Source organism: Pseudomonas sp. GM79 (genome assembly GCF_000282495.1).
In the GTDB taxonomy this organism is placed as follows: domain Bacteria; phylum Pseudomonadota; class Gammaproteobacteria; order Pseudomonadales; family Pseudomonadaceae; genus Aquipseudomonas.
The window spans coordinates 1-26,641 of the sequence record NZ_AKJE01000108.1 but is presented as its reverse complement, the minus strand read 5'-3'; the positions used below and the strand labels follow the sequence as shown (position 1 = coordinate 26,641).

The window sequence follows — 26,641 nt, the reverse complement described above, 5'->3', positions numbered from 1 at the left end:
GATCGGCCGCCAGAACATTTATCCGGGCAGTACCCTAGCGGATTAGAATGTGGCATGTGGAATTCCATCTTTCTTGAGTGTGATGAACACGGGCCAGGTCGATTTGTTAGTGATTTTCCAGATCCAGGTGTAATTTTCGACGCGGCCCATAATCTCCGAATCAACTACAACCTGTCGGCCGGCATCAGCGTCAACAGCCAAAACATCAACCTCATAGCGCGGGAGCCTGGTCTTTAGGTCATATGGTCCAGCAGGGCGCCGGAATGTTCCACCTGGTGCGATTTCAATCTTGTGACTATCTGGCATGCCGTTACCTGCTCGATTCTCGGGAACAAAAAGCGCCCCTTTTCTACGGGCTTAGCCCGCGACAATGGCGGACTGGAGGTGCAGCGGCTTTTCCGTGGATTCAGTTGTGTTTGCCAAGGTCGTTCTTGTGCTGCTACGTGGCGGTGTTGGTTCGGCCAAACACCATCAGGGCCTCAAATTGTTCATGTGCAAGGTCGCAGAGCGCTTCGTAGGCCCTGACGACAACTGCATGTTGACCCACTGCGACATTAATGACCGTTTCAAGCGGTATTGCTTCCTTGGAACCGAAACCCCAGCTTCGGCCGCCAGCATCCTCCGTCACGGATACGGAAGCCGTAAGTCCCATTCCAATGTTGCGGGGATGGCCATGTTCCCGTTGATTACGGTAGTCATCCGTGTCTTCGGAGATTGAGCCTCTACCCAACTCGCCCAGGATGGGGGCCAATTGCCGCCAATTCGCCCATGGCTGGCCAATCCGCGACGCAACACTCATTGTCAGATGGCCAGAGCCATTCCATTGCAGATCAGGCCGAGTGCCTGACAAGTGATAGTTTGCATGACCACATCCGGTTGCAGCCGCAAATATCATACGGCCCCGCAGAGCTTGTGGGGCGCCCAGTACCAGAGCGGCGATGGGCGCAATGTGTTCGCCTAGAATAATCAGCTTTTCAACTTGATTGCAGGCATCGTATATCGGCTCCCAGGCCGCGAGCATGTTGATCCAACGCTGGAAGTCATTCGTGCTTCTCCAGATCTCCCGGAGAATGCCTGAGACCGCATGGTGGTACATCATCATCGGGAATGCGGGCAACGTCTGATCGCCAGCTAAGACCAGGCTCGTAACAGAGGTGGTTACCCGTTTTGTCTGGTAACTCCTTCGGAATTCAGCGTACAACTCGACTGCCCGAACATCTTCCATATCTGTTGTCCTTTTTCCGTTAATAGATCAGTAGAGGTTCGTCAGGAAAACTTCAGCAATTGGCAGGTCAATCTTCCGAGTCAAGGTAGATCCGCCACATCCCATATTGTTGGTCTTGTTTCCAGCTCCCTTCCAGGATCCTGCCCCCCATTATGGTGGAGGGTCGCCTCTGCTTCGAAACCACGCCCCTTGATTAGGTAGTGCCCTTCACCCTCCGCCACTCCGATGTACTCGACGAGCTTCCCCTTATGCACGTACTTGACTATGAGTTGTTCGGCAGAAATTTCAACAACACACTCATCCTGGAGATCCACTGGACAGTTGGGATAAAAACTTTGCATATTAGATTACGCATAGCGTTTCTTTGTTTTTCCTACTTGATGTCGCTAGACATAGCCCCGGCTGGGGGCTGTTGGTGTCGCGACTTTCCTCAACTTAACCAGGATATCTGGCGGCAGAGCTTTTATATCTCTGGAGCAAAGCTTCAAGGAATGTCGTAACGGATGGGTCGTCCTGAAGAAACGCTATCACACGCTCTTTTTCGGCCTCGTCTAGATCCTCCAGATCTACGTCTAGGCTGCCGGCCCAATCCGAAAGCACGTCCTGCCATTGCAGGTCTTCCTCTTCCGATATCCCAAAGTGCTCCTTCAGCCACGCATATGCCTCACTCTCACCGCCGAACCCCTCCGGGCCCCAGACGCGATCCATTTCAGCAAGCACTGATTCGATTAAATCCGATCTGGTCATAGCTTTCATTTGGCTGCTTTTCCGTGATTACTCGGCTTTGGTGTTCGGGTAAGGCGGGATGCAGGTTTCCAAGAAGCTCGTCACCTCTCCGAAGTCAGGTACAGTATCAAGGTAGCGTCCGAATGAGCTGCCACCAACATTTCTGTAAAGCATGCAAAGGTAGGGATGGTACTTCTGGAAGAACTCGGTGAGCTTAACCAGCTCAATCCTTTCATAAGTTACATGGCCGGCAATCTTGTTCCGCATGGATCGAAAGGCGGGACCGAAATCCTGATCGACAGGTAGCATGCGTTCAAATTGGGAGCGCGGGTACACCTTGGCAGAGACGGTGCCTCTGTCGATGCAGGATAGCCACTGATTGGCCTGGAGGTAGACCTGCTCATTCAGTGCGGCATCAGTGTACGTATGAGTACCGACTTTGCTCTTTTCCTCCCCAGTCCTTTTGGCCTGTTCGTCTTTCACCCAAGCTTTTATTCCAGGGCTACTTTTGATGTCCACGACTTGATGGTCCCGTGCAAACAGGGCCATGTAAAGTTCATACAGATGGTGGATGAAGCTGGAATAGGCATTGTAGGCCCGGTACGCTCGCTGATGACTATGCCCCTGCAGGACGATGGACTCACCTTGCGCGACGAAGAGTTCAAAGGCGTCCTTACACCGCAGATACTCATGCCGGATAGCCATGCAATGCAATCTATCCGTTTCACTGTCCATTTCATTCCCTCGATCACGGAACGCGAAAATTGGCGCTCTTTACTGACTCAGCCCCGCGTTTTACGGCGAGGCTTGGGGAGAACCTAGGCGGCTTTTCCCTTAATTCGGCACTTGGTCGCCGGAGGCCGCATTGGCTGCGTCCAGGACAACTAAATGCTCGATCAACTCCGGCTTGGATATTGGGCTCATGGCTTCACCAAGTCAGGGTGGGCCTGGCGCGGGCACGCTCAGCTTCATGCTTGGTCAAGGCTATCTTGGCAGCATCGCCGCAACCCATGGCAATCATATGTAGCAGCGCCTGGGTATGCTCGACACCAATGCCGCCCGTCATTTCACCAGCGGCCGCAGTCATGAACCCCAACCAAAGCTGGGCTTTATCGGCAGCTGTGGTTATCGAGTTATCGGCGGCGGTCTGATGGAAAGTATCGGAAAGCGCCCACCACATATCAGCGCCAAGTTGCATGTTCGGGGCTTCCGTTTTCATGGTTTCACCTTCTCGGCAGCGGCTTCGATTGTTTTGTCGTGCATAGGCTTCCTTTCAGTCCGGCTTTACACATGGTGTAAAGGTGGATAATTCCTTGTCTGTTTTCGTGGACGCGAAAATGGGCGTCCTTCTACGTCCTCGGCCCCGCATGGCGAGGCTTGGGGTGTGGCACCTTCCCTCAACAATCCGTTTTTCTGCTCATGCCTGCCTTTTTTGCTTCTTCCAGGGCCGCTTTGTATCCGTCATACGGATAAGCAGGCCACTGGGAAGGTGAGCAAAATCCATCACGTCTATTCTGTGATGGGAATTTGGGTTGTGACGATATTGTCATCAATGAAGCTCATCGAGAGTGGAATTTCCCTAGAGCCTCAACCACTCTCTCCATCAAAGATCGAAGGACCACATAGCTGTAAGTAAACATCTCCAGTACCTCCCCAGAAAAAGCGATTCATCAGACCTCAGGTTTCTTACGGAAAAATTCGACCTCTAACTTGATTCTGCTCCCAGATCCATATGGGCCAGCATCATGCCAACTACCATCTTTCGCTGCTTTTTACTCCTTTCACTGGCCATCGCTCATGGCAGCGGCTATGCCGCATCGGCTCATGAGCAGGAACAGCTCATCCTGATCCAGCAGCAGCTCGACATTATCGAACGCCTTGCGACACGAGCTGAGGCAGCCAGCGCGTCTCAACTAGACGATCGCTATCGCTTCGACTACCCCCGCCTCTCCCAAGACATTCAGCACATCCGCCAAGGTGTGCAGGGCTATCTGTTTCCTTCCCGTGCGCAACCCCGCGATCCCATTGAACTGGTCGGTGATTATCGCCTTGACACTCCGCCTGCGGAGCCCTCGCCATGAGCATGACTGACGCTCAGACTTCAGCGTTCCAAAACGCATCCGGCTTTTCGGCACAGAGCAGTTCGACACTGTGGCTGTCCCTGGTTCTCGTCCTGGCTTTGCTTTGGTGTACCTGGGTGATGTGGACCGCTTACCGGGGATGGGCGACAGGCAGTGTGCGCTTCGGCGCCTTCGGTGGCAGCACTGCACGCGTGTTGCTCGCGTTGTTGGTTCTGATGTTCTTCACCCTTTCCTAAACCAGGAGATCGCCGTCATGCTCAAGTGCCTTGTCCCCCTGAAAAACAACCTGCGTGATCGTACGAGCCAACGCTTGATCGGTCTGCTGCTGGTGCTCGGCCCAAGCCTGGCTTTAGCCGAACTACCGACTATGGAAGCTCCTTCACGCGGTGAAGGTTCCGGGTTGATCGAGACGATCAAAAACTACGCCTACGACGGCGGCATCCTGCTCGGCCTGCTGATCGCCCTGCTCGCTTTTCTCGGCGTAGCTTGGCACTCGCTGACCGTCTATGCCGACGTGCAGAACCAACGCAAGACTTGGAAGGACCTCGGCGCGGTGGTCGGCATCGGTGCTCTGTTGGTGGTGATCATCATCTGGTTCCTGACCAAGGCTGCCGCAATTCTGTGAGGTCGCCATGAACGACACTATCGAACGCCTTGCCGACGGCACCTTGGTTTTTCTGCCCGAGCGACTTAATCGCGATCCTACCGTATTGCGTGGTTTGACCAATGATGAGATGTGGGTCGCGCTCGGTGCCGGCGCACTCGTCGGCCTGGTGCTGGGTGTTCCTCTGGCGATCGCCACCGCCTCAATTGCCGTGGCGCCAACCAGCACGATCACAGGCATGGCCGTGGTGCTATTGGCCGGTGGCACGCTACTGCGTCGGGCCAAACGGGCCCGTCCCGAGACCTGGTTGTACCGCAAGCTCGAATGGATACTCGCCAGCCGTTGGCGCCTGGGTCGCGGCAGTTTGATCCTTCACTCCGGTGCCTGGACGGTTCGCCGTTCACGTCGTCTGCGCCTTTCCCATTCACGGTGTCAGCCATGAGCCGATTTCGAAACAAGGTGGATGCCCAACAGGCGCATATCTTCAGCCTGCGTCTGGCAGTAATGGTCCTCGCCCTGCTCTGTGCCGGACTCTGGTACGGCTGGCGCTCGGCACCGACCGAGCTGACCGTGCATGTCCCCCCGGATCTGCGCTCGGGCAGCACCCGCAAGTGGTGGGATATCCCCTCGGAGAATGTGTATGCCTTTGCCCTGTACATCTTTGGCCAACTCAACCGCTGGCCCTCGGATGGCGAGCAGGATTATCGCCGTGCCATCTATGGCTTGCAGTCCTACCTGACGCCCGCCTGCAAGGCCTTCCTCGACGGCGACTACGAGTACCGCAAGGCCGCCGGCGAGCTGCGCCAGCGAGTGCGTGGGGTCTACGAAATTCTGGGCCGAGGTTACAGCGAAGATCCGGAGCTTAGGGTCAAGCAACTAGATCGCGATAGCTGGCTCGTCAAACTCGACCTCAACGCCGATGAGTATTACGCCGCGGAACCGGTGAAGCGGGTGGTGGTGCGTTATCCATTACGCGTAGTGCGTTTCGACCTGGACCCAGAACGCAACAAGTGGGGGCTGGCGCTGGACTGCTACCAGGGCACTCCGCAAAAAATCTCCCTGCCTGGAGGTGAGCCATGAAGCGGATGTCGACCCTGGGACTCACCGTCGCACTGATGCTAGGGGGAGCTGCAGCGCAGGCCGTCGAGCTGATGCACTGGGAACGCCTACCGCTCGCGGTCCCGCTGGTGATCAATCAGGAGCGGGTGGTTTTTGTCGATGAGGCTGTTCGAGTCGGTGTGCCTTCAACCCTGGCAGGCAAGCTGCGCGTGCAATCCACCGGCGGCACGCTGTACCTGCGCGCGTCGGAAGCCGTTGCCCCGACCCGATTACAACTGCAATCGGTCGCGACGGGCGAGATCATCCTGCTGGATGTCGCGGCCAACCCTGGCGATCAACCACTGGAGCCCGTGCGTATTCTCAAGAATGCTCCGGTGCAAGCTACCGAGGATGAATCGAGCACCTCCGCTGTTCCAGAACGCACGCCGATCCCGGTCGCGTTGACGCGCTACGCCGCACAGAGCCTGTACGCGCCGTTGCGCACCGTGGAGTCCCTGCCCGGTGTACGCCGCGTCCCGCTCACGCTGCGCACCCAACTGCCGTCCCTCATGCCGACCGAAAACGTGTCCAGCACGCCCATCGCCGCCTGGCGACTCGGTGATTACTGGGTAACGGCGGTGAAGTTACGTAACCGTGGTTCAGCGATGGTGCAACTCGATCCGCGTCGGCTTCAGGCCAAGTTGTTCGCCGCGGCCTTCCAGCATGCTTTCCTCGGACCTGTCGGCAGTGCTGAAGACACCACGATTGCCTACCTCGTCACCCGCGGTGCCGGCCTCGAACATGCGGTGCTGTTACCCCCGCCCATTGCGCGAGGTGCTGACAATGAAAGCTAACGCCTTGCTCAAATGGCTGGTACCGGCTGCGCTATTGGCCGTGGTGTTGATCATCCTGAAAACCTGGGTCGCGGGGGGCAGTAGTTCCTCTCCAGAGAAGCCGGTCGATCAAGGCAACCTTCAGTTATCCGCCGAGCAAGCCAAGTCGCTCGGCATTGCAGGCGATACCCCACGCGACACAGTCGCCACCCTGGTCGGCCAGGTGAAGGCCATGCGCAGCGACATGCTCGGTCTGAAGAAACACAACGATTCGCTGCAAACGGAGAACAACCGCCTGCGCGAGCGGGAAAACAGTGTTGATTCGCGCATCCAGACCGCGCTTGGCAGTGTGACCCAGCAAGTTGATGAAGGCCGCCGACAAGCCAATGAGGCCCGACTCAAAGCGGAACAAGACAGTCGCCAGGCTCGCGGTCTGCTGACGCAATTGCAGGAGCAGTTGTCGGGGCTGACCGGCAAAGGCAAGGATATGCCAATCGGATTAGGGCTTGAGCCGGGCGACGGTGCTCAGTTCGAAGGGCAGCATGCTGCCAATGATGCGCTGCAGTGGATTGAACCCTCGGATGCTCCGTCCACCAACGCCCGAGGCAAAACCAAGACCGCCTCCGCACTGAGTCTGCCTACTGCCTTCAACTCACTGGAAGGCTTGAACGATAACGCCATTGATCGCAGCCAGAAACAGTTGCGCGCAGTCACCCAGGGTGAGCATGACCTCACGCGATCCGTTGATCGTACCGAAGGCGCGAAGCCGGTCTACACCATCCCCGAAAACGCTACGCTGATGGGCTCGGTCGCCATGACCGCGCTGATCGGCCGAGTGCCGGTGGACGGCACCGTGAATGATCCCTATCCCTTCAAGGTGCTGGTCGGCCCTGAGAACCTGACCGCCAATGGCATCGACCTGCCGGACGTCGCGGGGGCCGTAATGAGCGGCACGGCGTCCGGTGACTGGACCCTGTCTTGCGTACGCGGACAGGTCGAGTCAATCACCTTTGTGTTTACCGATGGCACCATCCGTACAGTGCCTCAGCCGAAGGCAGTAGCCACCCGCAATGCCACCACCGCCCAGAGCTCGAGCACCGACAAGATCCGTGGTGGACTCGGTTACCTGTCCGATCCGTATGGCATTCCTTGCATCGCCGGCGAGCGCCGCTCGAACGCTCAGCAATACCTCGGTAGCCAGAGCCTCATCACGGCGGCCGGCGCCGGTGTCGCCGCCTTGCTCGGGGATGAGCAGAAAAACAGTCGTGTGATCAGTTCTGGCAGCGGTACGCTCGGGGTCACCAGCAGCAGTGGCAATAGCGCACTGAATGCAATTCTCAGTGGTGGGGTCAGCGACATCCGCGAGTGGGTCAACAAGCTGTATGGCGAGGCCTTTGCTGCCGTGTACGTGCCACCGGCCGCACAGGTCGCGCTGCACCTCGACCATGAGATCACCATCGACTACGAGCCCAAGGGCCGGAGCGTTCGCCATGAAAAAGACCATGCCTCTCTGCCTGACCTGGATTAGCGTGTTCTGCTGGGTTCTGGCGGGGTGTTCCACCGACAAAGACACGCTGCTGCCCCATGGCGAGCAAACCATGCTGGACATCTGGAACGGCGCCGGTTCGCAAGGCACTCAGCAGCAACTGCTGGAGGCTCGGCAGCAGTTACGCCGCCCGCTGGCTCAGGCAGATGCCTCCGCGGCTCTCCAGGAACCGTACACGCGCACAGCGGCGAACGAGATCCGCAACCTGTTCCCGCGCCTGCCCAATCCCGATCTGGTGTTGTACGTGTATCCGCATTTGAGTGGTACCGAGCAGGCACCGATCCCCGGTTACTCGACCGTCTTTCCGTTCTACCAACGGGTGCAGTACGCATTGCCCGGTGAACGTCAGGAAGACTTGTAGTGCGTACCAGCGATGCGGGCAACCGCACTGCCACGTGGAAAGCCTGGCGCCACCCATTGCGCCCTCGCGCCACCTTGGCCGATCACGCCGCACTCTATGCGCACCACCCCAGCTTCACCGATCACCTGCCTTGGGTCGAATACCTCGACACCGAGCAGTGTTTTCTGTTGGATGACAATCGCTCGGTGGGTGCGGTGTTCGAGTTACTGCCCATCGGCACCGAAGGGCGCGAACCCGATTGGTTGATGGCCGCCCGCGATGCCCTCGAGGATGCCCTGCAGGACAGCTTTGACGAGCTGGATCAAGCGCCGTGGGTGGCGCAGTTTTTCTGCCAGGACGACAACGACTTCATACCCTACCTGACCCGGCTCACCGATTACATTCAGGACAGCGCACGAGGCACGGTCTTCACCGAGGCGTATTTGGAGCTCAGCCGCCGTCATCTAAAGGCCATCGCCAAGCCCGGTGGTCTGTTTGAGGATAAGGTGGTGACACGCCTACCCTGGCGTGGCAATAACCGCCGGGTGCGCCTGGTGGTCTATCGCTGGCTCGAGTCTGGCGCTGAAGAGACGGGACTCACCCCGGTGCAATCCCTGCAACAGGCTTGCGCACGTATCGGTGCTTCGTTGCAGGCGTGCGGAGTGCAATCGACGCGAGTCGATGGCCGAGGTCTGTATGCCTGGTTAGTGCCCTGGTTCAATCCAGCACCCAGGCTCACTGATGAAGCACCCGAGGAGTTCTACCGCCGTGTGGCCTATCCGGAGTCGGGCGACGGCGAGTCGCTGGAACTGCCCTTCGATCACGATTTCGCCGAGCGGCTGTTTTTCAATGAGCCGCATTCAGATGTGCAGCGCGGACTCTGGTACTTCGATGGTCAACCCCATCGGGTCATGGTGGTGGACAAACTGCGGCGCCCCCCCTTGATTGGCCAACTCACTGGTGAAACCCGCAAAGGCGACGCGGTGAATGCCCTGTTCGACCAGTTACCCGAAGGTACGGTGATGAGTCTGACTTTAGTGGTCAAACCACAGGATGTACTCGAGGATCAGTTGAACCGCCTGTCCCGAAAAGCCATCGGTGAAAACCTGGCCTCGACCCAGACTCGTCAGGATGTTGAAGAGGCTCGTGCGATCATCGGTCGCCAGCACAAGCTGTACCGCGGCACCCTGGCGTTCTACCTGCGCGGTAACGATGAACAGCAATTGCACCAGCGCTCCGTCAGCCTGGCCAACGCGCTGCTGGGTGCGGGCCTACAACCGGTACGCGAAGGCGATGAAGTCGCCGCCTGCAACAGTTACCTGCGTTGGTTACCAATGGCTTACAACCCGGCCCGCGACACGCGCAACTGGTACACCCGCCTGATGTTCGCCCAGCACCTGGCGAACCTGGTTCCGGTGTGGGGCCGCAGCACCGGCACCGGCCACCCGGGCATCACCCTGTTCAACCGCGGCGGTTCGCCACTGAGCTTCGACCCTCTGTCACGCCTGGACCGGGCCATGAACGGTCATCTGCTGTTGTTCGGTCCCACCGGTGCCGGCAAGTCGGCCACCCTGGTCACCCTGCTGATGCAGGTTATGGCCATGTACCGCCCACGCCTGGTTATCGTCGAGGCCGGCAACTCATTCGGCTTGCAGGGCGACTACTTCGCGACGCGAGGTCTCTCGGTCAACAAGGTCCAGTTGAAACCTGGCGCCTCGGTCAGCCTAGCGCCCTTTGTGGATGCCTGGCGCTTGGTCGAGCAACCGGATCAGGTGGCGAGTCTGTCGATCGATGAGCTGGACGATGAGGCGGTAGCCAGTCGCGAAGACCAACGCGATGTTCTCGGCGAACTGGAAATCACCGCCCGTCTGATGATCACCGGCGGCGAGGCCAAGGAAGAGGCGCGCCTGAGTCGAGCCGATCGCAGCTTGATCCGTGAGTGCATTCTGGATGCGGCACAGGCCTGTGTCGCAGCGGACCGCCAGGTACTGACCCGCAACGTGCGCGACGCCTTACTGCGCGTCGCCGCTGACCCGCACTTACCGGAAAAACGTCGTGAGCGTGCCCAGGAAATGGGCGAGTCCATCGACCTGTTTTGCCAGGGTTTCGAGGGCGAACTGTTCGATCGCGAGGGCACGCCTTGGCCCGAGAGCGATGTGACCATTGTCGATCTCGCCACTTACGCTCGCGAAGGCTACGAGGCACAGATGGCCATCAGCTACATCAGCCTAATGAACACCGTGAACAACCTTGCCGAGCGCGATCAGTATTTGGGGCGACCGATCATCATGGTCACAGACGAGGGCCATATCATCACCAAAAACCCGCTGCTGGCGCCGTTCGTGGTCAAGGGCACGAAGATGTGGCGCAAACTCGGTGCCTGGTTCTGGTTGGCGACGCAGAACCTTGCCGACTTTCCCACTGCCGCACAAACCATGCTCAACATGATCGAGTGGTGGATTTGTTTGAACATGCCACCGGCGGAAATCGAAGAGATTGCTCGCTTCAAGAAGCTCACACCGGCGCAAAAAGCCCTGTTGCTGTCCGCCAGCAAAGAACCCGGTAAATACACCGAAGGGGTCGTGCTGTCGAAGAAGCTCGAGACGCTGTTTCGAGCCGTGCCACCCAGTCTCTATCTCGCCCTGGCCATGACGGAACCCGAAGAAAAGGCCGAGCGCTGGACACTGATGCAGGAAAACGGCTGCTCGGAGTTGGAAGCGGCTTTTCAGGTAGCTGAGCGCATTGACCGGGCCCGTGGAATCGGGACGTAAGTATCGATTTGAAGCCCAAATAGCGTTACATCCGCAAAGGGCCGGAAAGCGGTTTGGTGCTGGATATGCCCGAACTATCTGAGTAGATTACTCGTCACCATTCAGCCAGCAGAAGGAGCCATACATAAATAAAAACGACCTCGTCGAGGCCATAGCGAGCTCCACCGACCGCCCGAAGTCCACTGCCGGACGCGCGTTGGAAGCCCTCACAACCATCATATCCACTGCGTTGCAAAGTGGTGAGAACGTCACCTTGGTTGGTTTTGGTACCTTTGCCGTGAAAGCGCGTGCAGCGCGCGACGGCCGTAACCCTAAAACTGGCATGACTTTTCACTTCGATCGGAATTCTTTTCATTAAGAATAGAATCAGACAGTCATAGCCAGCCGTCCAGCGGGACTAAAGTCGCCTCAAGTGAACGGGGTCAACAAGATGTGTTGCCCGTTCGGATTGTTCTAACTACGCTGCATTGCGCAAGATTTATACTCAGAATTTCCTAAGGTTTTTTTAGGATCTGTTCAGTTAATCGCCGCGACGTTTCCACCGCCGCTATTCCACCCTCCTCCCAACGCTTTATAGATCGCGACGATGCCGCGGTACTGATCGGTTTCACCCAGAGCTTGGGCATCTTCGGCGTTGAGCCGCTCGCGTTCTGCGTCCAACAGCACCAGATAATCCACGGTCCCTTCCTTGTACTGGATGGCCGCGAGGTCAGCGGCGGCGCGGCTCGACTCACTCTGTTTGATCAACGACAACAAGCGTTGTTGGCGCTTGTTGTAGTCGCTGAAGGCGTTTTCCGACTCTTCCAGCGCCAGCAGCACTTGCTGCTCATAGGTGGCCAGGGCGCCTTCGGCATTGGCGTCAGCACCACGGATGCGCGCCCGCACGCTGCCCAGGTCAAATGCCGCCCAGGTAATGCTCGGACCCAAGCTCCAAGCCCGGGCGGCGCTGGAGCCAATCTGTGAACCACGGCCGGCGGTGAAGCCGAGGAAGCCGCTCAGGCTCACCCGCGGGAACAAGTCGGCAGTGGCCACGCCGATTTCAGCCGTGGCGGACGCTAGCCGGCGCTCGGCGGCGAGCACATCGGGGCGCCGGCGCAGCAGTTCGGCGGGATCACCGATCGGCAGCGCTTTGGCAATGGCCGGCAACTCGGCGGGACTCAACGACACGCTCAAGGTATTCGGACGCTCTCCCAACAGCGTGGCGATGCGGTTTTTCTGCCGCACCTGCTCCGCTTGCAGTTGCGGCACCGTGGCCTCGACCGCCGCCAAGCGCGCGTCGGCACGCACCACGTCGAGTTCATTGCCCACGCCAGCATCGCGCAGGCTGACCGTCACCGCGCGCGAATCCTGCTGATTCTTCAGGTTCGCCAGGGCGATTTTTTCCCGCAGTTGCGCGCCTCGCAATTGGCCATAGGCATCGACCAACTCGGCGATCATGGTCACGCGAAGTTGATACAAGTCGGCCGCCGCCGCATCTTCCTGGGCGTCGCTGGATTCCAGTTGACGCTGGATGCGGCCAAACAGGTCGACTTCCCAGGCCATGTCCAGCCCCAGGTCGTAGCGCTCCTGATGGACTCGGCTTTCGGTCTGGCCGGGCACTTGCCCTTTGCCCTGCTGACTGCTGACGCGGCTGGTGACCACCGGCAAATTGTCGTTGCTGACGTCATCACGAATCGCGCGGGCCGCTCTCCAGCGGGCAAACGCGACGCGCAGATCGCGGTTGCCTTCCAGGGATTTGCTCACCAACTGGTTGAGCGTGGGGTCATCGAACTGCTGCCACCACACCGTTTCAAACCGCGATTGATCGTAGTGACCGCTTTGCACCGATACGACAGTGGCCGGCGCGGTGTCGGGGGTTTTGTAGTCGGGGCCAACGGTACACGCGGCGAGCGCAACGACCAAAAGGCTGGGTAAAAAAAGCTTCAGGGTGTTCATCAGTGTGCCTCCGGATTCAATGCGTTTGCCGCGTGAAGCTGGGTGAGGTTGCGTGCGTTTTTGCGCTCGATGGAGCGACGGATCAGAACGAAGAACACCGGTGTCAGCAGCAACCCGAAGAAGGTCACGCCGAGCATGCCGGAGAACACCGCGACCCCCATCGCCCGGCGCATTTCCGAACCGGCACCGGTGGACGTCACCAGCGGGATCACACCCATGATGAAGGCGAACGAGGTCATCAGAATCGGCCGCAACCGCATGCGGCAAGCGTCCAGCACCGCGTCCAGCGGCGACATGCCCTGCTCCTGTTTATCCTTGGCGAACTCGACGATTAGGATCGCGTTCTTGCACGCCAGGCCCACCAGCACGATCAGGCCGATCTGGGTAAAGATGTTGTTGTCGCCCTTGGAAATGATCACCCCGGCAATCGCCGACAGCAGGGTCATCGGCACAATCAGGATCACCGCCAATGGCAGGCTCCAGCTCTCGTACAGCGCCGCCAGGACCAGGAACGCCAACAGCACGCAAAGCGGGAACACCAACAGCGCGGTGTTGCCGGACAGAATCTGTTGGTAGGTCAGGTCGGTCCATTCGTAGGTCATGCCGTTGGGCAGTTCTTCTTTCAGCAACTTTTCTATCGCTGCCTGGGCCTGGCCGGAGCTGTAGCCCGGCGCGGCGCTGCCGTTGATTTCCGCGGTGACGAAGCCGTTGTAGTGGGAGACGCGGTCAGGTCCGGAGGTCGGGCTGACCTTGACGAACGTGGCTAGCGGAATCATCTCGCCTTTGTTGTTGCGTACTTTCAACTGACCGATCTGTTCCGGCTCCTGACGGAACTGCTGTTCGGCCTGCACGTTGACCTGATAGGTCCGGCCGAAGCGGTTGAAGTCGTTGGCATACAGCGAGCCCAGGTACACCTGCAACGTGTCGAAGATGTCGTTGATCGCCACGCCATGGATCTTGGCTTTTTCCCGATCAATCGCAGCGTCCACCTGCGGCACGTTGACGGTGTAGCTGGTGAACAAATTGGCCAGCTCCGGAACACTGCGGCTCTTGCCGATGATGTTCATGGTCTCTTTGTACAGCTCTTCGTAACCCAGGTTGCCCCGGTCCTCGATCTGCAGGCGGAACCCACCGATGGTGCCTAAGCCTTGAACCGGCGGCGGCGGGAACACCGCGATGTAGGCGTCCTGGATGCCACCGAACTTGGCGTTGAGCGAGGCGGAAATCGCCCCGGCGGACAGGCTCGGGTCTTTGCGCTCGTCGAAGGGCCGCAAGCCGATGAACGCGATGCCGGCGTTCGGGCTGTTGGTGAAGCCGTTGATCGACAGGCCCGGGAACGCTACGGCGCTGTCGAAACCCGGCTCGTTCATGGCGATGGTGCTCATGCGGCGGATCACCGACTCGGTGCGATCAAGGCTCGCCGCGTCCGGCAATTGCGCAAAGGTCACCAGGTACTTTTTGTCCTGGGTCGGCACGAAGCCGGTTGGCGTGGTGCTGAAGCCCACGTACGTCATTGCGATCAGGCCGGCATAGACCAGCAAGGCCACGCTGCTGCCCCGAATGACCTTGGCCACGGCAATCACGTAGCCATGGCTGGCCTTGTCGAAGAAGCGGTTGAAGGGTTTGAACAGCCAGCCACCGAGCAGACGATCCAGCACTTTGGAGAAGCGGTCTTTCGGCGCTCCGTGTGCCTTGAGTAACACTGCGGCCAATGCCGGCGACAAGGTCAGGGAATTAAACGCCGAGATCACGGTGGAGATGGCAATGGTCAGGGCGAACTGCTTGTAAAACTGCCCGGTCAGACCCGAAATAAAGGCTGCGGGGACGAACACCGCACACAACACCAGCGCCGTAGCGATGATCGGCCCGGTGACCTCGCCCATGGCTTTTTTGGTCGCCTCGACCGGTTCAAGACCTGACTCGATGTTTCGTTCGACGTTCTCCACCACCACGATCGCATCGTCGACCACGATCCCGATTGCCAGGACCAGACCGAACAGCGACAGCGCATTTAACGAGAACCCGAACAGGTGCATCACCGCAAACGTGCCGATCAACGACACCGGCACCGCAACCAGCGGAATGATCGAGGCGCGCCAGGTTTGCAGGAACAGGATTACCACCAGTACCACGAGGATTAGCGCTTCGAACAAGGTATGAACCACCGCCTCGATCGAACTGCGCACGAAGATCGTCGGATCATAGACGATCTCGTAGTCCATGCCTTCCGGGAAGCTCTTCTTCAGCTCCGCCATCTTCGCCCGCACCTGGTTGGAGATGTCGATCGCATTCGAGCCCGGACGCTGGAAGATCGGCATCGCCACCGCTTCCTCGTTATTGAGCAAGGCGCGCAAGGCATACTGGTTGGAACCCAGCTCGACCCGGGCGATGTCTTTCAGGCGCGTGATCTCGCCGTCCGGACCGCTGCGGATAATGACGTTCTCGAACTCTTCTTCGCTGACCAACCGCCCTTGGGAGTTGATCGACATCTGGAAGCTCGTGGCATTCGGTGCCGGGGGCGAGCCCAGTTGCCCGGCAGCGACCTGACGGTTCTGCTCACGCACCGCGTTGACCACATCGGTGGCGGTCAGGTTGCGCGAAGCGGTCTTGTTCGGGTCGAGCCAGATACGCAGCGAGTAATCGCCGATACCGAACATCTTCACGTCACCAATACCGTCCAGCCGCGCCAGCTCATCCTTGACGTTAAGGATCGCGTAGTTCGACAGGTAGAGCATGTCGTAGCGCTTGTCCGGCGACACCAAATGCACCAGCAACGTCAGCTCGGGAGACGCCTTGTCGACGGTGATGCCGATACGCGTCACTTCCTCGGGCAGCTTGGGTTCGGTGCGGGTCACACGGTTCTGCACCTGAACTTGGGCGTTGTCCAGATCAGTGCCCAGGGCGAAGGTCACGGTCAGTGTGAGTCGGCCGTCCGCCGTGGATTGCGAGGACATGTACAGCATGTTCTCGACCCCGGTGATGGCTTGCTCCAAGGGAGCTGCCACGGTTTCGCCGATGACTTTCGGGTTGGCGCCGGGGTAGTTGGCGTGAACCACCACGGTGGGTGGCACCACTTCCGGGTATTCGCTGATCGGCAACTGGAACAGCGAGATGGCGCCGGCAATCAGGATCAGCAGCGACAGCACTGCGGCGAAGATCGGTCGCGTAATAAAGAACTGGGAAAACTTCATGGCGAGGCTCCTTATCCGCGAGGCGCAGCGGCAGATTCCGCTTTCACCAGTGCAGGTGATTGCGTGGAAACCGGCTGATGGGAGGCTTCAATCGCCTGACGTTTTTGCTCAAGGATCGACACGACTTCAGGACTCGCCATTGGCGCATCCTCAGGACTGATCACCGCGCCGGGCCGCACACGCTGCAGGCCGTTGATGACGATACGATCGTCTTTTTGCAGACCGCTGCGCACGATGCGTAAGCCTTCAAGTTTCGGTCCCAAATCGACGTTGCGATAAACGGCCTTGTTGTCCTGATCGACCACCAGCACGAATTTTTTGCCGAGGTCGGTGCCCACCGCTTCATCTTTGATCAGCAGGCCGGGATAGGCGGCGCTGCCCACCAGTTTCAAGCGCGCATACAGACCGGGGGTGTACTGCCCGTCAGCGTTATCGAACACCGCGCGACCACGAATGGTGCCGGTTTTCGGATTGACCTGGTTGTCGACAAAGTTCATCTGCCCGAGGTGACTGTTGCCCTCCTCGTTCGACAAACCCATGTACACCGGCGTGGCTTGACCGCGCTGGCCCTGGCGGGAAAGCAGGCTGTATTTGAGGAACATGCGTTCGTCCGCATCGAAATAGGCGTAGACCTTGTCGGTGGAGACCACGCTGGTCAGCGGTGTGGTGTCGGCGGTCACGATATTGCCGGCGGTGATTTCCGCCCGGCTGACCCGGCCAGTGATCGGTGCGGTGACGCGGGTGAAACTGAGGTTCAAGCGCGCCAGGTCCAACTGCGCCTGAATGGCATCGACCCCGGCCCGGGCTTCCTGGGCGGTGGTGGTGCGGGTGTCGGCCAGCTCGGCGGAGATCGCGTTGCTACTCAACAAGCGCTGGCCCCTTTGCGCTTCGTTGCCGGTGCGGACCAGGGTGGCGCGGGCCTGTTGCAGCTGCGCCTCGATACGATGCACTTCGTGCTCGAACGGGCGTGGATCGATCTGGAACAGCAGATCGCCCTTCTTCACCAGCACGCCGTCGGTGAAGGCCACACGTTCGATCTGGCCGGAAACCCGTGGACGAACCTCGACGGTTTCCGGTGCTTCCAGGCGGGCGGTGACTTCATCCCATTCGGTAATGGGCTGCTCCAGCACCTTGGCCACGGTGACGTGCGGCGCACCCGACGCCTGGGCGGCATTGGGTGTGCGTTCACACGCGGTAAGCACTACCAGCGCCAGTGCAGCAAGGGGATAACGCAAAGGTTTGAGTGACTGTTCCATAGGTAGTGTCCGCCAGACGGTTTGGGAATTTCCGGATTCTCGGCGTCGCGCGAGGTCGCGACGAATTGAACGGAGTGAAGTTGGCTATCACCAATGATGATGACCACCATGTTTAAGGGTAAAAAAAGGATCGATCTCGCTTAAACCTTGGTATTGGTGAGCACGGTACAAACGGAATCCAGCGCCGGCCCCAACGCCTGCGCAGCATTCAACGCTCGCTCGGTGGGCACCATCCGGCGACCGATGCGCTCGAACAAAGGGTCGTTGAACAGCTTGCGCAAACGCACCAGCGCCGCGCTAACCGCAGGCTGGCCCAAGGATAATTGCTTGGCGGCGCGGGTGAGATTACGTTCCTGGATGAGCGCCTCGAACACCACCAACAGGTTCAGATCGATACTGCGCAGATCATTACGATTCATGAGTCCGGTCCACGTAGAGATTTTCAACTTGAGCCACAGGCTCGGGATCCGCCAGACTTGCGTCGTTTCGGCAAAGCCATTGCAGCGACCTTATATGACGATCATAATAAATACCAGCCTCTCAGCGACGCTTTTACCAAGTGCAACCGACTGGGCCACAGGAGCAGTCTCATGAAAGTCACAAAAGACCAGGCCGCCGCGAACAAAGAAGCGATCCTCACGGCTGCGTCCCGGCTGTATCGGGAAAAGGGCATCGATGGCATCGGTATTGGTGAACTGTCGCGCTCCGTGGGCCTGACCCATGGCGGCTTCTACGGACAGTTTCCGGGCGGCAAGGAACAACTAGCCTCAGAGGCCGTCAGTCGGACGTTCGAGTCCAATATCCGGGACTGGCAAAACGCCAAATCCATTCCCGAACTGATCAAGGGTTACTTGACGCAAGCGCATCTTGATAACTGGACCGAGGGCTGCCCTATCCCCGCGCTGGGCGCCGACGTGGCCCGCACGGGTGGGACCGTCAGTGTTTCCTTCACCAAAGGCGTCGAACGCTTGATCGAAACGTTGATGGCGTTGGTCGATGGGGAAAGCCATGACGAGAAGTATCTGGAATCGCTGCGCATCCTGTCATCGATCGCAGGGGCTATGCTGATTGCCAGGGCGTTGAACAAGCCTGAGTTATCCGAGCAGTTTCTGCAGTCGGTGATCAGTGCTTGGCCTACTGCTCCCGCACCAAAAGAGCGGGCTGCGTAGCGCCATTCAATTTTTTTCATATGGGGACAAGCTAAAACCATCCTCAGCCCTGATCGAAGACTCTCGCGAAACACCTCTGAAACGTGGGCGTCTGATCGACTAGCGGCAGATCAAGTTAGATGGTACGGCAACTACTTGGGTGGGCTGGATTGCAGTATCACCTGCTGGACTGCACTGCCGAGCAATCCAATGACGACGCTGAAACCATTGACATAAACGGCGATGGGAAACTGGTAGAGATACAAGCCCCCTAGAGCTCTGACTATTTACAACGCTTAGGTCAACTCGCCATTTCGGGAGAAACGTTGTGCGTATTCCGTTGGGCTAACCCCAAGACGTCGCACAAATGCATTCCTTAAGACATCCACACTGTGGTAACCACAGCGACGCGCGACTTCTGATATCGACTGCCCTCCAAGCTCAAGTTCTCTGCAGGCTGCTTCCACCCTAACGTCCTCGACGTACTTTGCCGGCGAAGTCTGCAGCTCTTGCTGGAACATGCGTAATAACGTCCTGATGCTTGTGGAAAGCCTGCCGGCCAGTGCTTCGACTGACAGTTCCGAATTTAGATTTTCCCTGATCCACTGGCATAGCTCACCCAGATTCGTACCGGGTACATCCTGCGACCGACTGGTGACACTGAACTGTGCCTGTCCACCAGGACGCCGCAAGAACAGGAGCAGGTTTTTCGCAATGTCCAAAGCGACGTCATCGCCTAAATCCTCGCCAACCAATGCCAGTGCAAGATCGATCCCGGCGGATGTGCCAGCCGACGTGTACACATTACCGTCTTTGACCCAGATCAGATCTGGATCAACCTGTACATTTGGATAGCGCTCAGCCAGCGCGCGCGTCATCTGCCAATGCGTCGTGGCCTTGCGCCCCTCCAGGACTCCTGCCTCGGCAAGTGCGAACGCACCTACACTTATCGAACACAGGCGCCTCACCGTCTCGGACTGCGAGCCAATCCATGTGATAGCCGCCTCATCAAGCTGACCCATTACTTCCCAGCCCGCAGCCACGATCAACGTGTCGATTGCTTTGTTTTCGAGGCGCTCTTGCGCAAGCGTCCTGTGCGCTGTGAGTTTGAAGCCGGTGCTGTTCTCCAGATGTTCATTAGCATCCGAACAAACCAACTCAAGTACGTAGGGGGCAGCCTCCCTGTCGTACAGACTATTCGCAAAGGCGAACACATCTGCGGGTCCAACCACGTCGAGCGCATCTATGGGCGGCATGGCCAAAATCACCACTCGCTTTTGCGTCCGACCTACAGTTGGATGAGTTGCACTGGTCTTTTTCTTCACGGCCCGCTCCCACCTTTGTCATGGGCGCATATTGGCACAAATCATTGTAAATAGTTAATATTGCCAAACTGAAAGACACGTTAAACATCTGGCGACTTCATTTTCAAGGAGCAAAATTCGAGTGAGCGGCATTTTTCGACACCGTGCCAGTGACCGAACGAGGCTAGACGAATGAGTGTTTTGGTAAGTCGCCGCAAGGTTATTGCAGGCTTAGGAGTATTGAGTCTCAGCCTACTGGCCGGCTGCGATTCTGGAGGTAGGCCGCTGTACAAGTACGGCAAGGATCTGAGTGATCAGATACTTGGGCGCACATTCAAGTTAACGGATACCGACGGCTATGAGACGTCGCTCTCAAGCTTTCGCGGCATGATGCCAATGGTGATATTTGGCTTTACCAAATCCCCTTCGATCGTCCCCACTGCCTTGGCTCGCGCGGTAGAAATCAAAAAAATGATGGGCAAAGACGGCGAGCGTTTTCAGGTCATATTTGTCACCTTAGACCCCGAACGGGATACCCCAGCGATATTGGATGCCTACGTCAAATCCTTTGATCCGTCATTTGTTGCCCTTTACGGCTCGCCGAAGGAAACGGCCGCCACCGCGAAAGAGTTCAATGTGGCCTACGAGAAAATTACCAGCGGATCGACGTACACACTGTCTCACTCAACCACGAGCTATGTTTATGACTACAGGGGAACGCTGCGCCTCGGCCTGTCTCAATCGCTTTCTGCGCAAGAGTGCGCGGAAGATTTGCTGAACCTTATGGAGATCTGCGAATGATCTCCAGTGCGCTCCCTTCGAAATTGATGAATGACATACCGACCAAGCACTTAGGTCTAAGGCATTGAGCTCAAGTTAGATTCGATTGACGCTAAACCGCTGCCTGTATTCGCCCGGGGTCAACCCAGTAACCCTGATGAAAATTTTGCGGAACGCGCCGGGGTCGCTGTAACCAACTTCCCACGCAATAGCCTCGATCGGCAACGTACTGAATTGCAGCATCTCACGGGCACGGCCAACTCGCAGCCTCTGACAATAATCGATGGCGGTGAAGCCTGTGGCCTTGCGAAAACGCCGCAAAAACGTTCTTTCTTCCAGGCCGGAGCGCAGAACCAGCGACGCAAGGGCCGTATCTTTCGCACCCGTCGCCTGTAGCCAATGCTGGACTTTCAGAACCGGGGCGTCGCCATGAGTCAGGTTTGGAGAAAAAGCACTGTAGTAGCGCTGCTCTCGGCCGGGCGGATCTACCAGCAAATAATGTGCGGTTTCCGCCATGATGACCGGCCCTAGAAAACGGTCGACCAACTTCAAACCGAGATCAATCCACGCCATCAGCCCCCCCGCGCTGATGATATCGCCGTCATCAATGACAAGCCGATCGATATCAAGATGCGCATCGGGAAACCTTTGCCGAAACAAGTCGGCATGGTCCCAGTGCGTGGTGACCGATCGCCCCGCCAGCAGACCGGTTTCAGCCAACAGGAAAGCCCCTCCGCAGACAGAACACAACGTTGTGCCCGCGCGATGATGGCCGAGGAGCCAGTCAACAAACGGTGCAGCTTCCTGCGACGAGACTTGCGTACCCAAGCGAGGTGGCATCAATAGCACTGTAGGAGAGCCGCCGGCCTCCCCCGCCTTCTCCCCGACTCTGACAGGTGTGCCACTGGGTCCCTCAACCTGCCATTGGCTGACCTGCAGGAAAACGCCCGCCTCTTTGTAGTGCTGCGCCGCAAAGCGATCCGCAACCCCGAATAGATCAATCAAACCGTGCACGGCCGCAAGCTGTACGCCAGGAAAAAGGACGATGCCGATTTCAATTGTGAGAGGTCTGGTCATGTGTCGGTATTCACCCTGTTTATGTCGATATCGCCACGAGACACTATCACGCCTGCGAATCATCATGTCAAAAGTTTCACCACCAAACGAAAGGGGTAGGAGATGACAAACGAAGTAGCAACAGTCGCAACTCCAGAGTGGCGAATTGCAGGTGAATGGCTGGACGTCTGTTCGTGCAACTCACCGTGCCCATGCACGTTCGCTCAACCTCCCACAGGCAATCATTGCGAAGTGCTGTGGGCGTACCGAATCAATGAGGGTCACTACGGTCCGACACCCATGGCAGGCCTGAAAGTGGTCCTGCTCGCAAACTTCACCGGCAACCTTTGGGACGGCGCTTGGCTGGATGCAGGCGTATTCCTCGACTCTGCCGCCGACGATGCACAGCGAGCGGCCTTGGCGGCAATTTTCACCGGCCAGGCCGGCGGCTGGATGACACAGTTCGTACCAACGCACGTGCGTGAGCTCAGGGGTGTCGAGTTTGCGAAGATTTCAGTCGACATCGAGAGCACGCTCGAACACTGGCGGGTGACCGTCGATGACAAGGTCGAAGCGAGTGGCCAGGCCATGAAGGGGCCGACCTCCGATCCGACCAAACTGCTGCAGAGCTTCAATCCACCCGGCAGCGAAGTCGGTCCCACCGACGCGCCCGTGACTTGGGGCAAAAGCGTTGCGGGCCGTTGGAAGGCATTTGGGTTCGATCAAAACATCCCGGCCGGCCAAGCGAGTAAGCATATCCCCTTCGACTGGCACGGACCGGACGCACCATGATGAAATCGGTCCTCTCCGCTTCACGATCCGCAGCTTCTGCGCTCGGGCGGGGTCAAGCGGGCTTAGGCTGGACGATAGTTGTCGTTGCGCTCAGCCTCGCCGCCTGGTTCGAAATGCTGGTGGTCATGGGTGACATGGATGAAGGGCCAGGAACCCCGCTACACGGCTTACCCGCCTACCTTATTGGTTGGGTTGTCATGTTGACAGCAATGATGCTGCCGTCAGAACTCAACTACATTGCGGCGTTTGCCGCCATGCTGAAGTCCCGCGGAGGAAAATCACTTGCACGAACGCGGCGCATGGCTTGCTTTATAGCGGGCTATGGCGTCGCCTGGATTGGCTACGGTTTGGCGGCCTATCTGCTGGACTATGCGATTCGTGCCCTCAACCTCGAGTTTCTTGCGTGGTACAGCGCTGGTCCCTATTGGGCTGGCGCTGTTTTGATTATCGCGGGAATCTTCCAGGTCTCGGCCTTGAAAAATGTTTGCCTTACGGGATGCCGTTCGCCGCTGTCTTTTTTCGCTCAATATTGGCGAGGGGGCGATTTCGGGGCTGTTCTGATGGGCGCGCGACACGGCATGGTCTGTGTGGGCTGCTGCTGGGCGATGATGGCGGTGATGTTCGCTGTCGGCGTCATGAGTCCTATCTGGATGGCATTGCTGACCCTGTTGATGTTCGCTGAAAAGGTACTGCCCAGTGGGCATAAGCTCGCGATTCCAATCGCCGTGTTCCTCGGAGCCATGGGGATTTGGATGGCGCTGTCACCCGACACAGTACCGTTTCTGAAAAACCCTATGACAGGCACCATTTGCAAGCCGCATGTGCACTGACTTACGGAGTGAATTCGTTTTCCGTAATGGGGACGGCGGCATTTTATGCCGCCGCCCTAGTCTTTTGCCCATCGCAGCGAACTACGCCATCTCGCCATTGGGCGAGAAGCGTTGTGCATACTCCTTCGGGCTCACGCCAATCCGCCGCACGAAGGCTTTTCTCAGGACATCCACGCTGTGGTAGCCACTCCGCCGCGCGACCTCTTCCATAGACCGTCCACCCAGTTCAATCGAGCGACAGGCAGCTTCTATTCGTACGTCCTCGACATACTTCGCCGGCGTGGTCTGCAACTCTCGTTGGAACAAGCGGATTAACGTCCTGACGCTGGTGGAGAACTTGTCCGCGAGTATTTCTACTGTCAGGTCCGAGTGCAGGTGTTCCGCAATCCACAGGCACAACTCATCCAGATTGGAACCAGGAACATGCTGTGATTGAAGAGCAACGCTGAACTGCGCCTGCCCGCCAGGACGCCGCAGAAAGAGGACAAGATTTTTCGCGATCTCCATAGCCACTTCATCGCCCAAATCTTCGCTGACCAACGCAAGCGCAAGATCGATGCCGGCGGAAATACCGGCTGACGTGTAGACGTTGCCGTCCTTGACCCAGATCGGATTAGGATCGACCTGCACCTGGGGGTAGCTATCGGCCAGGCTTCGCGCCATACGCCAATGAGTCGTTGCCCTGCGACCATCCAAAAGTCCTGTCTCAGCCAGAGCGAACGCCCCGACACAGATCGAACACACCCGCCGAACACTCTCGGACTTTGTTCTTATCCAATCGATAGCGGACTCGTCCACCTGCTCCCGAGCTTTCCAGCCCGACGTCACGATCAACGTGTCAATTGCTTCGTTGTCACTACGTTCTTGGTCAAGCGTCTTGTGTGCCATCAGCGCGATGCCCGTGCTGCTCTCCAGGTGCTCGTTGGCGCCTGCAGCGACCAGCTCGAGTAGATAGGGTGCGGTGTCACCGCGATGCAACCGATTAGCAAAGGCAAACACCTCAGCTGGGCCGGTCACATCGAGCGAGTCCACTGGAGGCAACCCCAAAATCACCACTCGCTTTTGCTTGGCACTGATAAGCGGATGGCTTGCTTTCGTTGACTTGCTCACGGCTATCTCCCCACACATACGAGATAAGCATATTGGCACAAAAAGACCGAAAATAGTCAATTACGCCAAGCAAAAATACCTAGACTGAACTTCAACCCGATTCAACGCTGAGGAAGCAATCATGAGTACACCAATCATCATCGGTGGCTTCAGTGCTCCAGACTCTGAACTCGCCCGTAAAGCGTCTGCCCTCGTCGAGCGCGTCCACTCAAAGGCGCTTTTGCACCACGTGCACCGGACATGGTGGTTTGCCGAATTCCTGGGCCAACAACGTGGTCTGAAATACGACCGCGAGACGGTTTACCTCGCCGCGCTTTTACACGATCTGGGACTGACAAACGAATTCTCTGCCGACCAACGCTTTGAAGTCGACGGCGCAGATGCCGCTAGCCGCTTCCTGCTTGAGAACGGTTATTCGAAGTCGAAAACTGAACTCGTGTGGGATGCAATCGCGCTTCACTCGAGTGCTGGCATCGCCGACCGCAAACAGCCGGAGATTGCCCTCATTTACCTCGGCGCCCATGTCGACGTTATGGGGCTGAACATTGAGCAGATCACGCCTTCGCTGATCGAAGATACCCTCGCACTCTACCCTCGTATCGGGATGAAGGCCGCCTTTACCGAGGCAGTTGCCGAAGTCGCCCGGAAAAAACCTTTTACTGCCATCGGCACCGGGCTCGCTGACGTCGGACGTCGCCACATCCATGGTTTCGATTGCCCGAACGTGTGCGACCTGATTGATAACGCCCCCTTCGACAGCTGACAAACGACGTTGCGCAGCAGAACGCTCTACGACACTTCAGTCTTGATAAGACCTGACGCAGTGTCCTCCGCCGAGCAACGTGCGTATCACCAACACCGGAGAATTTATCATGCAGCAACGTAAGTATCTCGTCACCGGGGCCACCGGGAAAACAGGCGTGTATACCATTCGTTATCTCCTCAACGGAGGGCACGCGGTACGAGCTTTCGTTCACAAAGAAGACGAACGTAGCGAAGCACTAAAGAATGAGGGCGCCGAAATATTTGTTGGCGATCTCTTGGAGCATGACGACATCATCCGGGCGATGGATGGGATCACAGGTGCTTATTTGTGTTACCCCGTTCGGCCAGGCTACATCCAGGCGACTGCCTACTTTGCAGATGCTGCTAAACGAGCGGGCGTCGAGGTCGTCGTGGAAATGTCGCAGATTTCTGCTCGTGAAGGCTCGTTGAGCCACGCGGCCCGCGACCATTGGATTGCCGAGCGCATTTTCGACTGGTCTGGTGTGCCGACCGTCCATATCCGCCCGACGTTCTTTGCTGAATGGCTGATCTTCCCGTGGGTCCTTGATCAGATCGTTAAAGAAGACAAGATCACGCTGCCATATGGTGGTGGAAGACACGCGCCGATTGCCGCTGAAGATCAAGCTCGATTTATCGCCACCGTTCTCACGCAGCCTTCTGGTCATATCGGAAAGACCTACCCACTTTATGGCCCGGTCGAACTGGACCACGAAGAAATTGCCGATGAGATCAGCAGCGTTGTAGGCCGAACTATCACCTACAGCCCATCGACCATCGAAGAATATAGCAAGCACTTGGAGACCTACAATCTGCCGGACTTTTTGATCCAGCATTTCCTTGCCGTTGCTATCGACTACCAGAACGGAATTTTTGCTGGTGAAGATGGAGTGATTGGCGAGGTAACGGGTCAGCCTCCACAAACAGTTAGCGACTTCGTTCGTGCTAATAAAAAAGCATTTGAGTCGTGATTTTTTTTGGCGCATGCGTTGGGTGTTTGTTGTCTTCGCATGCGCCATTTTTAACTCTTGGATTGACTGGGTGCAGGCGTCATCTGACTGGCTGCCGGCTGTATTTCACTTCCTGCGGCCAAACTAAATCAGGTAAGCGTAAACATTTTCACTAAGGTTTTTTCGACGAAAAAATCCCTAACCACAACTCTCCACAGAGGTACCTGCAATGAAAATCAGTGGCAATACTATATTTATTACAGGAGCAACTTCTGGCATTGGACGCGGGCTTGCCGAGGCCTTTCACAGTAAAGGAAATAAGGTAATTATCGGCGGCCGCCG

28 protein-coding genes are annotated in these 26,641 nt (G+C 57.7%); 17 read left to right on the top strand and 11 right to left on the bottom strand.

Features of this window, described 5'->3' with window-relative positions; genetic code table 11:
- Window positions 1-439: 439 nt before the first annotated feature.
- The 4 genes from PMI36_RS04275 to PMI36_RS04290 form a co-directional block, all read right to left on the bottom strand.
- The gene (locus PMI36_RS04275) at window positions 440-1,225 is read right to left on the bottom strand and encodes a hypothetical protein (protein WP_008075286.1); all 786 of its coding nucleotides are present in this window, start codon (window positions 1,223-1,225) and stop codon (window positions 440-442) included.
- Between the two features lie 435 nt (window positions 1,226-1,660).
- Window positions 1,661-1,981 carry a hypothetical protein gene (locus PMI36_RS04280; RefSeq protein WP_008075285.1) on the bottom strand — a complete coding sequence of 107 codons (321 nt, stop codon included), beginning with the start codon at window positions 1,979-1,981 and terminating at the stop codon, window positions 1,661-1,663.
- A gap of 18 nt (window positions 1,982-1,999) precedes the next feature.
- Window positions 2,000-2,686 carry a hypothetical protein gene (locus PMI36_RS04285; RefSeq protein ID WP_008075284.1) on the bottom strand — a complete coding sequence of 229 codons (687 nt, stop codon included), beginning with the start codon at window positions 2,684-2,686 and terminating at the stop codon, window positions 2,000-2,002.
- A gap of 193 nt (window positions 2,687-2,879) precedes the next feature.
- Window positions 2,880-3,170, bottom strand: coding sequence for a hypothetical protein (locus tag PMI36_RS04290; protein WP_008075283.1), 291 nt, complete (start codon window positions 3,168-3,170; stop codon window positions 2,880-2,882).
- A 526-nt stretch (window positions 3,171-3,696) separates the two neighbouring features.
- Between PMI36_RS04290 and PMI36_RS04295 the strand changes: the two genes are divergently transcribed.
- The 10 genes from PMI36_RS04295 (at window position 3,697) to PMI36_RS31010 (ending at window position 11,522) form a co-directional block, all read left to right on the top strand.
- Window positions 3,697-4,032 carry an integrative conjugative element protein, RAQPRD family gene (locus tag PMI36_RS04295; RefSeq protein ID WP_008075282.1) on the top strand — a complete coding sequence of 112 codons (336 nt, stop codon included), beginning with the start codon at window positions 3,697-3,699 and terminating at the stop codon, window positions 4,030-4,032.
- On the top strand, window positions 4,029-4,268 hold the full coding sequence (locus PMI36_RS04300) for a TIGR03758 family integrating conjugative element protein (protein ID WP_008075281.1): 240 nt from the start codon (window positions 4,029-4,031) through the stop codon (window positions 4,266-4,268). The genes PMI36_RS04295 and PMI36_RS04300 overlap by 4 nt, the downstream gene beginning before the upstream one ends.
- A 17-nt stretch (window positions 4,269-4,285) precedes the next feature.
- Window positions 4,286-4,657: a TIGR03745 family integrating conjugative element membrane protein gene (locus PMI36_RS04305; RefSeq protein WP_008075279.1), complete on the top strand. Its 372-nt coding sequence runs from the start codon at window positions 4,286-4,288 to the stop codon at window positions 4,655-4,657.
- A gap of 7 nt (window positions 4,658-4,664) precedes the next feature.
- Complete coding sequence (locus tag PMI36_RS04310) at window positions 4,665-5,078, top strand: TIGR03750 family conjugal transfer protein (RefSeq protein ID WP_008075277.1); 414 nt, start codon at window positions 4,665-4,667, stop codon at window positions 5,076-5,078.
- A complete protein-coding gene (locus PMI36_RS04315) occupies window positions 5,075-5,716 on the top strand; it encodes a PFL_4703 family integrating conjugative element protein (protein WP_008075275.1) in 642 nt (213 codons plus the stop codon). Before PMI36_RS04310 ends, PMI36_RS04315 begins: the two co-directional genes overlap by 4 nt.
- On the top strand, window positions 5,713-6,528 hold the full coding sequence (locus PMI36_RS04320; RefSeq protein WP_008075272.1) for a TIGR03749 family integrating conjugative element protein: 816 nt from the start codon (window positions 5,713-5,715) through the stop codon (window positions 6,526-6,528). Before PMI36_RS04315 ends, PMI36_RS04320 begins: the two co-directional genes overlap by 4 nt.
- The gene (locus PMI36_RS04325; RefSeq protein ID WP_008075270.1) at window positions 6,518-8,035 is read left to right on the top strand and encodes a TIGR03752 family integrating conjugative element protein; all 1,518 of its coding nucleotides are present in this window, start codon (window positions 6,518-6,520) and stop codon (window positions 8,033-8,035) included. Before PMI36_RS04320 ends, PMI36_RS04325 begins: the two co-directional genes overlap by 11 nt.
- Window positions 7,998-8,414, top strand: coding sequence for a TIGR03751 family conjugal transfer lipoprotein (locus PMI36_RS04330; RefSeq protein WP_008075268.1), 417 nt, complete (start codon window positions 7,998-8,000; stop codon window positions 8,412-8,414). The genes PMI36_RS04325 and PMI36_RS04330 overlap by 38 nt, the downstream gene beginning before the upstream one ends.
- Window positions 8,414-11,164, top strand: coding sequence for a conjugative transfer ATPase (locus PMI36_RS04335; RefSeq protein ID WP_008075267.1), 2,751 nt, complete (start codon window positions 8,414-8,416; stop codon window positions 11,162-11,164). The genes PMI36_RS04330 and PMI36_RS04335 overlap by 1 nt, the downstream gene beginning before the upstream one ends.
- Before the next feature lie 124 nt (window positions 11,165-11,288).
- A complete protein-coding gene (locus tag PMI36_RS31010; RefSeq protein ID WP_081499309.1) occupies window positions 11,289-11,522 on the top strand; it encodes an HU family DNA-binding protein in 234 nt (77 codons plus the stop codon).
- Window positions 11,523-11,680: 158 nt separating this feature from the next.
- On the opposite strand, the gene PMI36_RS04340 is transcribed toward PMI36_RS31010, so the two are convergent.
- From PMI36_RS04340 to PMI36_RS04355, 4 genes are all read right to left on the bottom strand, one after another.
- Window positions 11,681-13,099 carry an efflux transporter outer membrane subunit gene (locus PMI36_RS04340; RefSeq protein ID WP_008075266.1) on the bottom strand — a complete coding sequence of 473 codons (1,419 nt, stop codon included), beginning with the start codon at window positions 13,097-13,099 and terminating at the stop codon, window positions 11,681-11,683.
- Window positions 13,099-16,290, bottom strand: a complete 3,192-nt coding sequence (locus PMI36_RS04345) for an efflux RND transporter permease subunit (protein WP_008075264.1) — start codon at window positions 16,288-16,290, stop codon at window positions 13,099-13,101. Before PMI36_RS04345 ends, PMI36_RS04340 begins: the two co-directional genes overlap by 1 nt.
- Before the next feature lie 11 nt (window positions 16,291-16,301).
- Window positions 16,302-17,546, bottom strand: coding sequence for a multidrug efflux RND transporter periplasmic adaptor subunit MexE (gene mexE / locus PMI36_RS04350; protein WP_008075263.1), 1,245 nt, complete (start codon window positions 17,544-17,546; stop codon window positions 16,302-16,304).
- A gap of 140 nt (window positions 17,547-17,686) precedes the next feature.
- Window positions 17,687-17,965 (bottom strand): LysR family transcriptional regulator, encoded by a 279-nt coding sequence (locus tag PMI36_RS04355; protein ID WP_008075261.1) that lies wholly within the window; start codon window positions 17,963-17,965, stop codon window positions 17,687-17,689.
- A 171-nt stretch (window positions 17,966-18,136) separates the two neighbouring features.
- On the opposite strand from PMI36_RS04355, the gene PMI36_RS04360 reads away from it, so the two are divergent.
- Window positions 18,137-18,715, top strand: coding sequence for a TetR/AcrR family transcriptional regulator (locus PMI36_RS04360; RefSeq protein ID WP_008075259.1), 579 nt, complete (start codon window positions 18,137-18,139; stop codon window positions 18,713-18,715).
- Window positions 18,716-18,990: 275 nt separating this feature from the next.
- On the opposite strand, the gene PMI36_RS04365 is transcribed toward PMI36_RS04360, so the two are convergent.
- A complete protein-coding gene (locus tag PMI36_RS04365) occupies window positions 18,991-20,019 on the bottom strand; it encodes a GlxA family transcriptional regulator (protein WP_008075257.1) in 1,029 nt (342 codons plus the stop codon).
- A 171-nt stretch (window positions 20,020-20,190) separates the two neighbouring features.
- Between PMI36_RS04365 and PMI36_RS04370 the strand changes: the two genes are divergently transcribed.
- Window positions 20,191-20,799, top strand: a complete 609-nt coding sequence (locus PMI36_RS04370) for an SCO family protein (RefSeq protein WP_008075255.1) — start codon at window positions 20,191-20,193, stop codon at window positions 20,797-20,799.
- A 75-nt stretch (window positions 20,800-20,874) separates the two neighbouring features.
- On the opposite strand, the gene PMI36_RS04375 is transcribed toward PMI36_RS04370, so the two are convergent.
- Entirely contained in the window at window positions 20,875-21,855 is a 981-nt protein-coding gene (locus PMI36_RS04375; protein WP_008075254.1) for a GlxA family transcriptional regulator, read from the bottom strand.
- A gap of 102 nt (window positions 21,856-21,957) precedes the next feature.
- Between PMI36_RS04375 and PMI36_RS0129875 the strand changes: the two genes are divergently transcribed.
- Both PMI36_RS0129875 and PMI36_RS04380 read left to right on the top strand, forming a co-directional pair.
- The gene (locus tag PMI36_RS0129875) at window positions 21,958-22,626 is read left to right on the top strand and encodes a DUF1326 domain-containing protein (protein WP_008075253.1); all 669 of its coding nucleotides are present in this window, start codon (window positions 21,958-21,960) and stop codon (window positions 22,624-22,626) included.
- Window positions 22,623-23,456 carry a DUF2182 domain-containing protein gene (locus tag PMI36_RS04380; protein WP_008075252.1) on the top strand — a complete coding sequence of 278 codons (834 nt, stop codon included), beginning with the start codon at window positions 22,623-22,625 and terminating at the stop codon, window positions 23,454-23,456. Before PMI36_RS0129875 ends, PMI36_RS04380 begins: the two co-directional genes overlap by 4 nt.
- An 81-nt stretch (window positions 23,457-23,537) precedes the next feature.
- Here the strand turns inward: PMI36_RS04380 and PMI36_RS04385 are convergent, their stop codons facing one another.
- A complete protein-coding gene (locus PMI36_RS04385; protein WP_032830645.1) occupies window positions 23,538-24,584 on the bottom strand; it encodes a GlxA family transcriptional regulator in 1,047 nt (348 codons plus the stop codon).
- A gap of 103 nt (window positions 24,585-24,687) precedes the next feature.
- Here PMI36_RS04385 and PMI36_RS04390 point away from each other — a divergent pair, with 103 nt between their 5' ends.
- The 3 genes from PMI36_RS04390 to PMI36_RS32150 all read left to right on the top strand — a co-directional run.
- Window positions 24,688-25,329 carry an HD domain-containing protein gene (locus PMI36_RS04390; protein ID WP_008075250.1) on the top strand — a complete coding sequence of 214 codons (642 nt, stop codon included), beginning with the start codon at window positions 24,688-24,690 and terminating at the stop codon, window positions 25,327-25,329.
- 109 nt (window positions 25,330-25,438) lie between these two features.
- Window positions 25,439-26,320, top strand: a complete 882-nt coding sequence (locus PMI36_RS04395; protein WP_008075249.1) for an NmrA family NAD(P)-binding protein — start codon at window positions 25,439-25,441, stop codon at window positions 26,318-26,320.
- A gap of 208 nt (window positions 26,321-26,528) precedes the next feature.
- Window positions 26,529-26,641: SDR family NAD(P)-dependent oxidoreductase (locus tag PMI36_RS32150; protein ID WP_008075248.1), on the top strand; the 113-nt coding region annotated here is incomplete at its 3' end.

Excerpts from the sequence above, each read along its gene's own strand:
- PMI36_RS04275 (WP_008075286.1), bottom strand. The coding sequence starts at position 1,225 with ATGGAAGATGTTCGGGCAGTCGAGTTGTACGCTGAATTCCGAAGGAGT.
- PMI36_RS04280 (WP_008075285.1), bottom strand. The coding sequence starts at position 1,981 with ATGAAAGCTATGACCAGATCGGATTTAATCGAATCAGTGCTTGCTGAA.
- PMI36_RS04285 (WP_008075284.1), bottom strand. The coding sequence starts at position 2,686 with ATGGACAGTGAAACGGATAGATTGCATTGCATGGCTATCCGGCATGAG.
- PMI36_RS04290 (WP_008075283.1), bottom strand. The coding sequence starts at position 3,170 with ATGAAAACGGAAGCCCCGAACATGCAACTTGGCGCTGATATGTGGTGG.
- PMI36_RS04295 (WP_008075282.1), top strand. The coding sequence starts at position 3,697 with ATGCCAACTACCATCTTTCGCTGCTTTTTACTCCTTTCACTGGCCATC.
- PMI36_RS04300 (WP_008075281.1), top strand. The coding sequence starts at position 4,029 with ATGAGCATGACTGACGCTCAGACTTCAGCGTTCCAAAACGCATCCGGC.
- PMI36_RS04305 (WP_008075279.1), top strand. The coding sequence starts at position 4,286 with ATGCTCAAGTGCCTTGTCCCCCTGAAAAACAACCTGCGTGATCGTACG.
- PMI36_RS04310 (WP_008075277.1), top strand. The coding sequence starts at position 4,665 with ATGAACGACACTATCGAACGCCTTGCCGACGGCACCTTGGTTTTTCTG.
- PMI36_RS04315 (WP_008075275.1), top strand. The coding sequence starts at position 5,075 with ATGAGCCGATTTCGAAACAAGGTGGATGCCCAACAGGCGCATATCTTC.
- PMI36_RS04320 (WP_008075272.1), top strand. The coding sequence starts at position 5,713 with ATGAAGCGGATGTCGACCCTGGGACTCACCGTCGCACTGATGCTAGGG.
- PMI36_RS04325 (WP_008075270.1), top strand. The coding sequence starts at position 6,518 with ATGAAAGCTAACGCCTTGCTCAAATGGCTGGTACCGGCTGCGCTATTG.
- PMI36_RS04330 (WP_008075268.1), top strand. The coding sequence starts at position 7,998 with ATGAAAAAGACCATGCCTCTCTGCCTGACCTGGATTAGCGTGTTCTGC.
- PMI36_RS04340 (WP_008075266.1), bottom strand. The coding sequence starts at position 13,099 with ATGAACACCCTGAAGCTTTTTTTACCCAGCCTTTTGGTCGTTGCGCTC.
- PMI36_RS04345 (WP_008075264.1), bottom strand. The coding sequence starts at position 16,290 with ATGAAGTTTTCCCAGTTCTTTATTACGCGACCGATCTTCGCCGCAGTG.
- mexE (WP_008075263.1), bottom strand. The coding sequence starts at position 17,546 with ATGGAACAGTCACTCAAACCTTTGCGTTATCCCCTTGCTGCACTGGCG.
- PMI36_RS04355 (WP_008075261.1), bottom strand. The coding sequence starts at position 17,965 with ATGAATCGTAATGATCTGCGCAGTATCGATCTGAACCTGTTGGTGGTG.
- PMI36_RS04360 (WP_008075259.1), top strand. The coding sequence starts at position 18,137 with ATGAAAGTCACAAAAGACCAGGCCGCCGCGAACAAAGAAGCGATCCTC.
- PMI36_RS04370 (WP_008075255.1), top strand. The coding sequence starts at position 20,191 with ATGAGTGTTTTGGTAAGTCGCCGCAAGGTTATTGCAGGCTTAGGAGTA.
- PMI36_RS04375 (WP_008075254.1), bottom strand. The coding sequence starts at position 21,855 with ATGACCAGACCTCTCACAATTGAAATCGGCATCGTCCTTTTTCCTGGC.
- PMI36_RS0129875 (WP_008075253.1), top strand. The coding sequence starts at position 21,958 with ATGACAAACGAAGTAGCAACAGTCGCAACTCCAGAGTGGCGAATTGCA.
- PMI36_RS04380 (WP_008075252.1), top strand. The coding sequence starts at position 22,623 with ATGATGAAATCGGTCCTCTCCGCTTCACGATCCGCAGCTTCTGCGCTC.
- PMI36_RS04385 (WP_032830645.1), bottom strand. The coding sequence starts at position 24,584 with ATGTGTGGGGAGATAGCCGTGAGCAAGTCAACGAAAGCAAGCCATCCG.
- PMI36_RS04390 (WP_008075250.1), top strand. The coding sequence starts at position 24,688 with ATGAGTACACCAATCATCATCGGTGGCTTCAGTGCTCCAGACTCTGAA.
- PMI36_RS04395 (WP_008075249.1), top strand. The coding sequence starts at position 25,439 with ATGCAGCAACGTAAGTATCTCGTCACCGGGGCCACCGGGAAAACAGGC.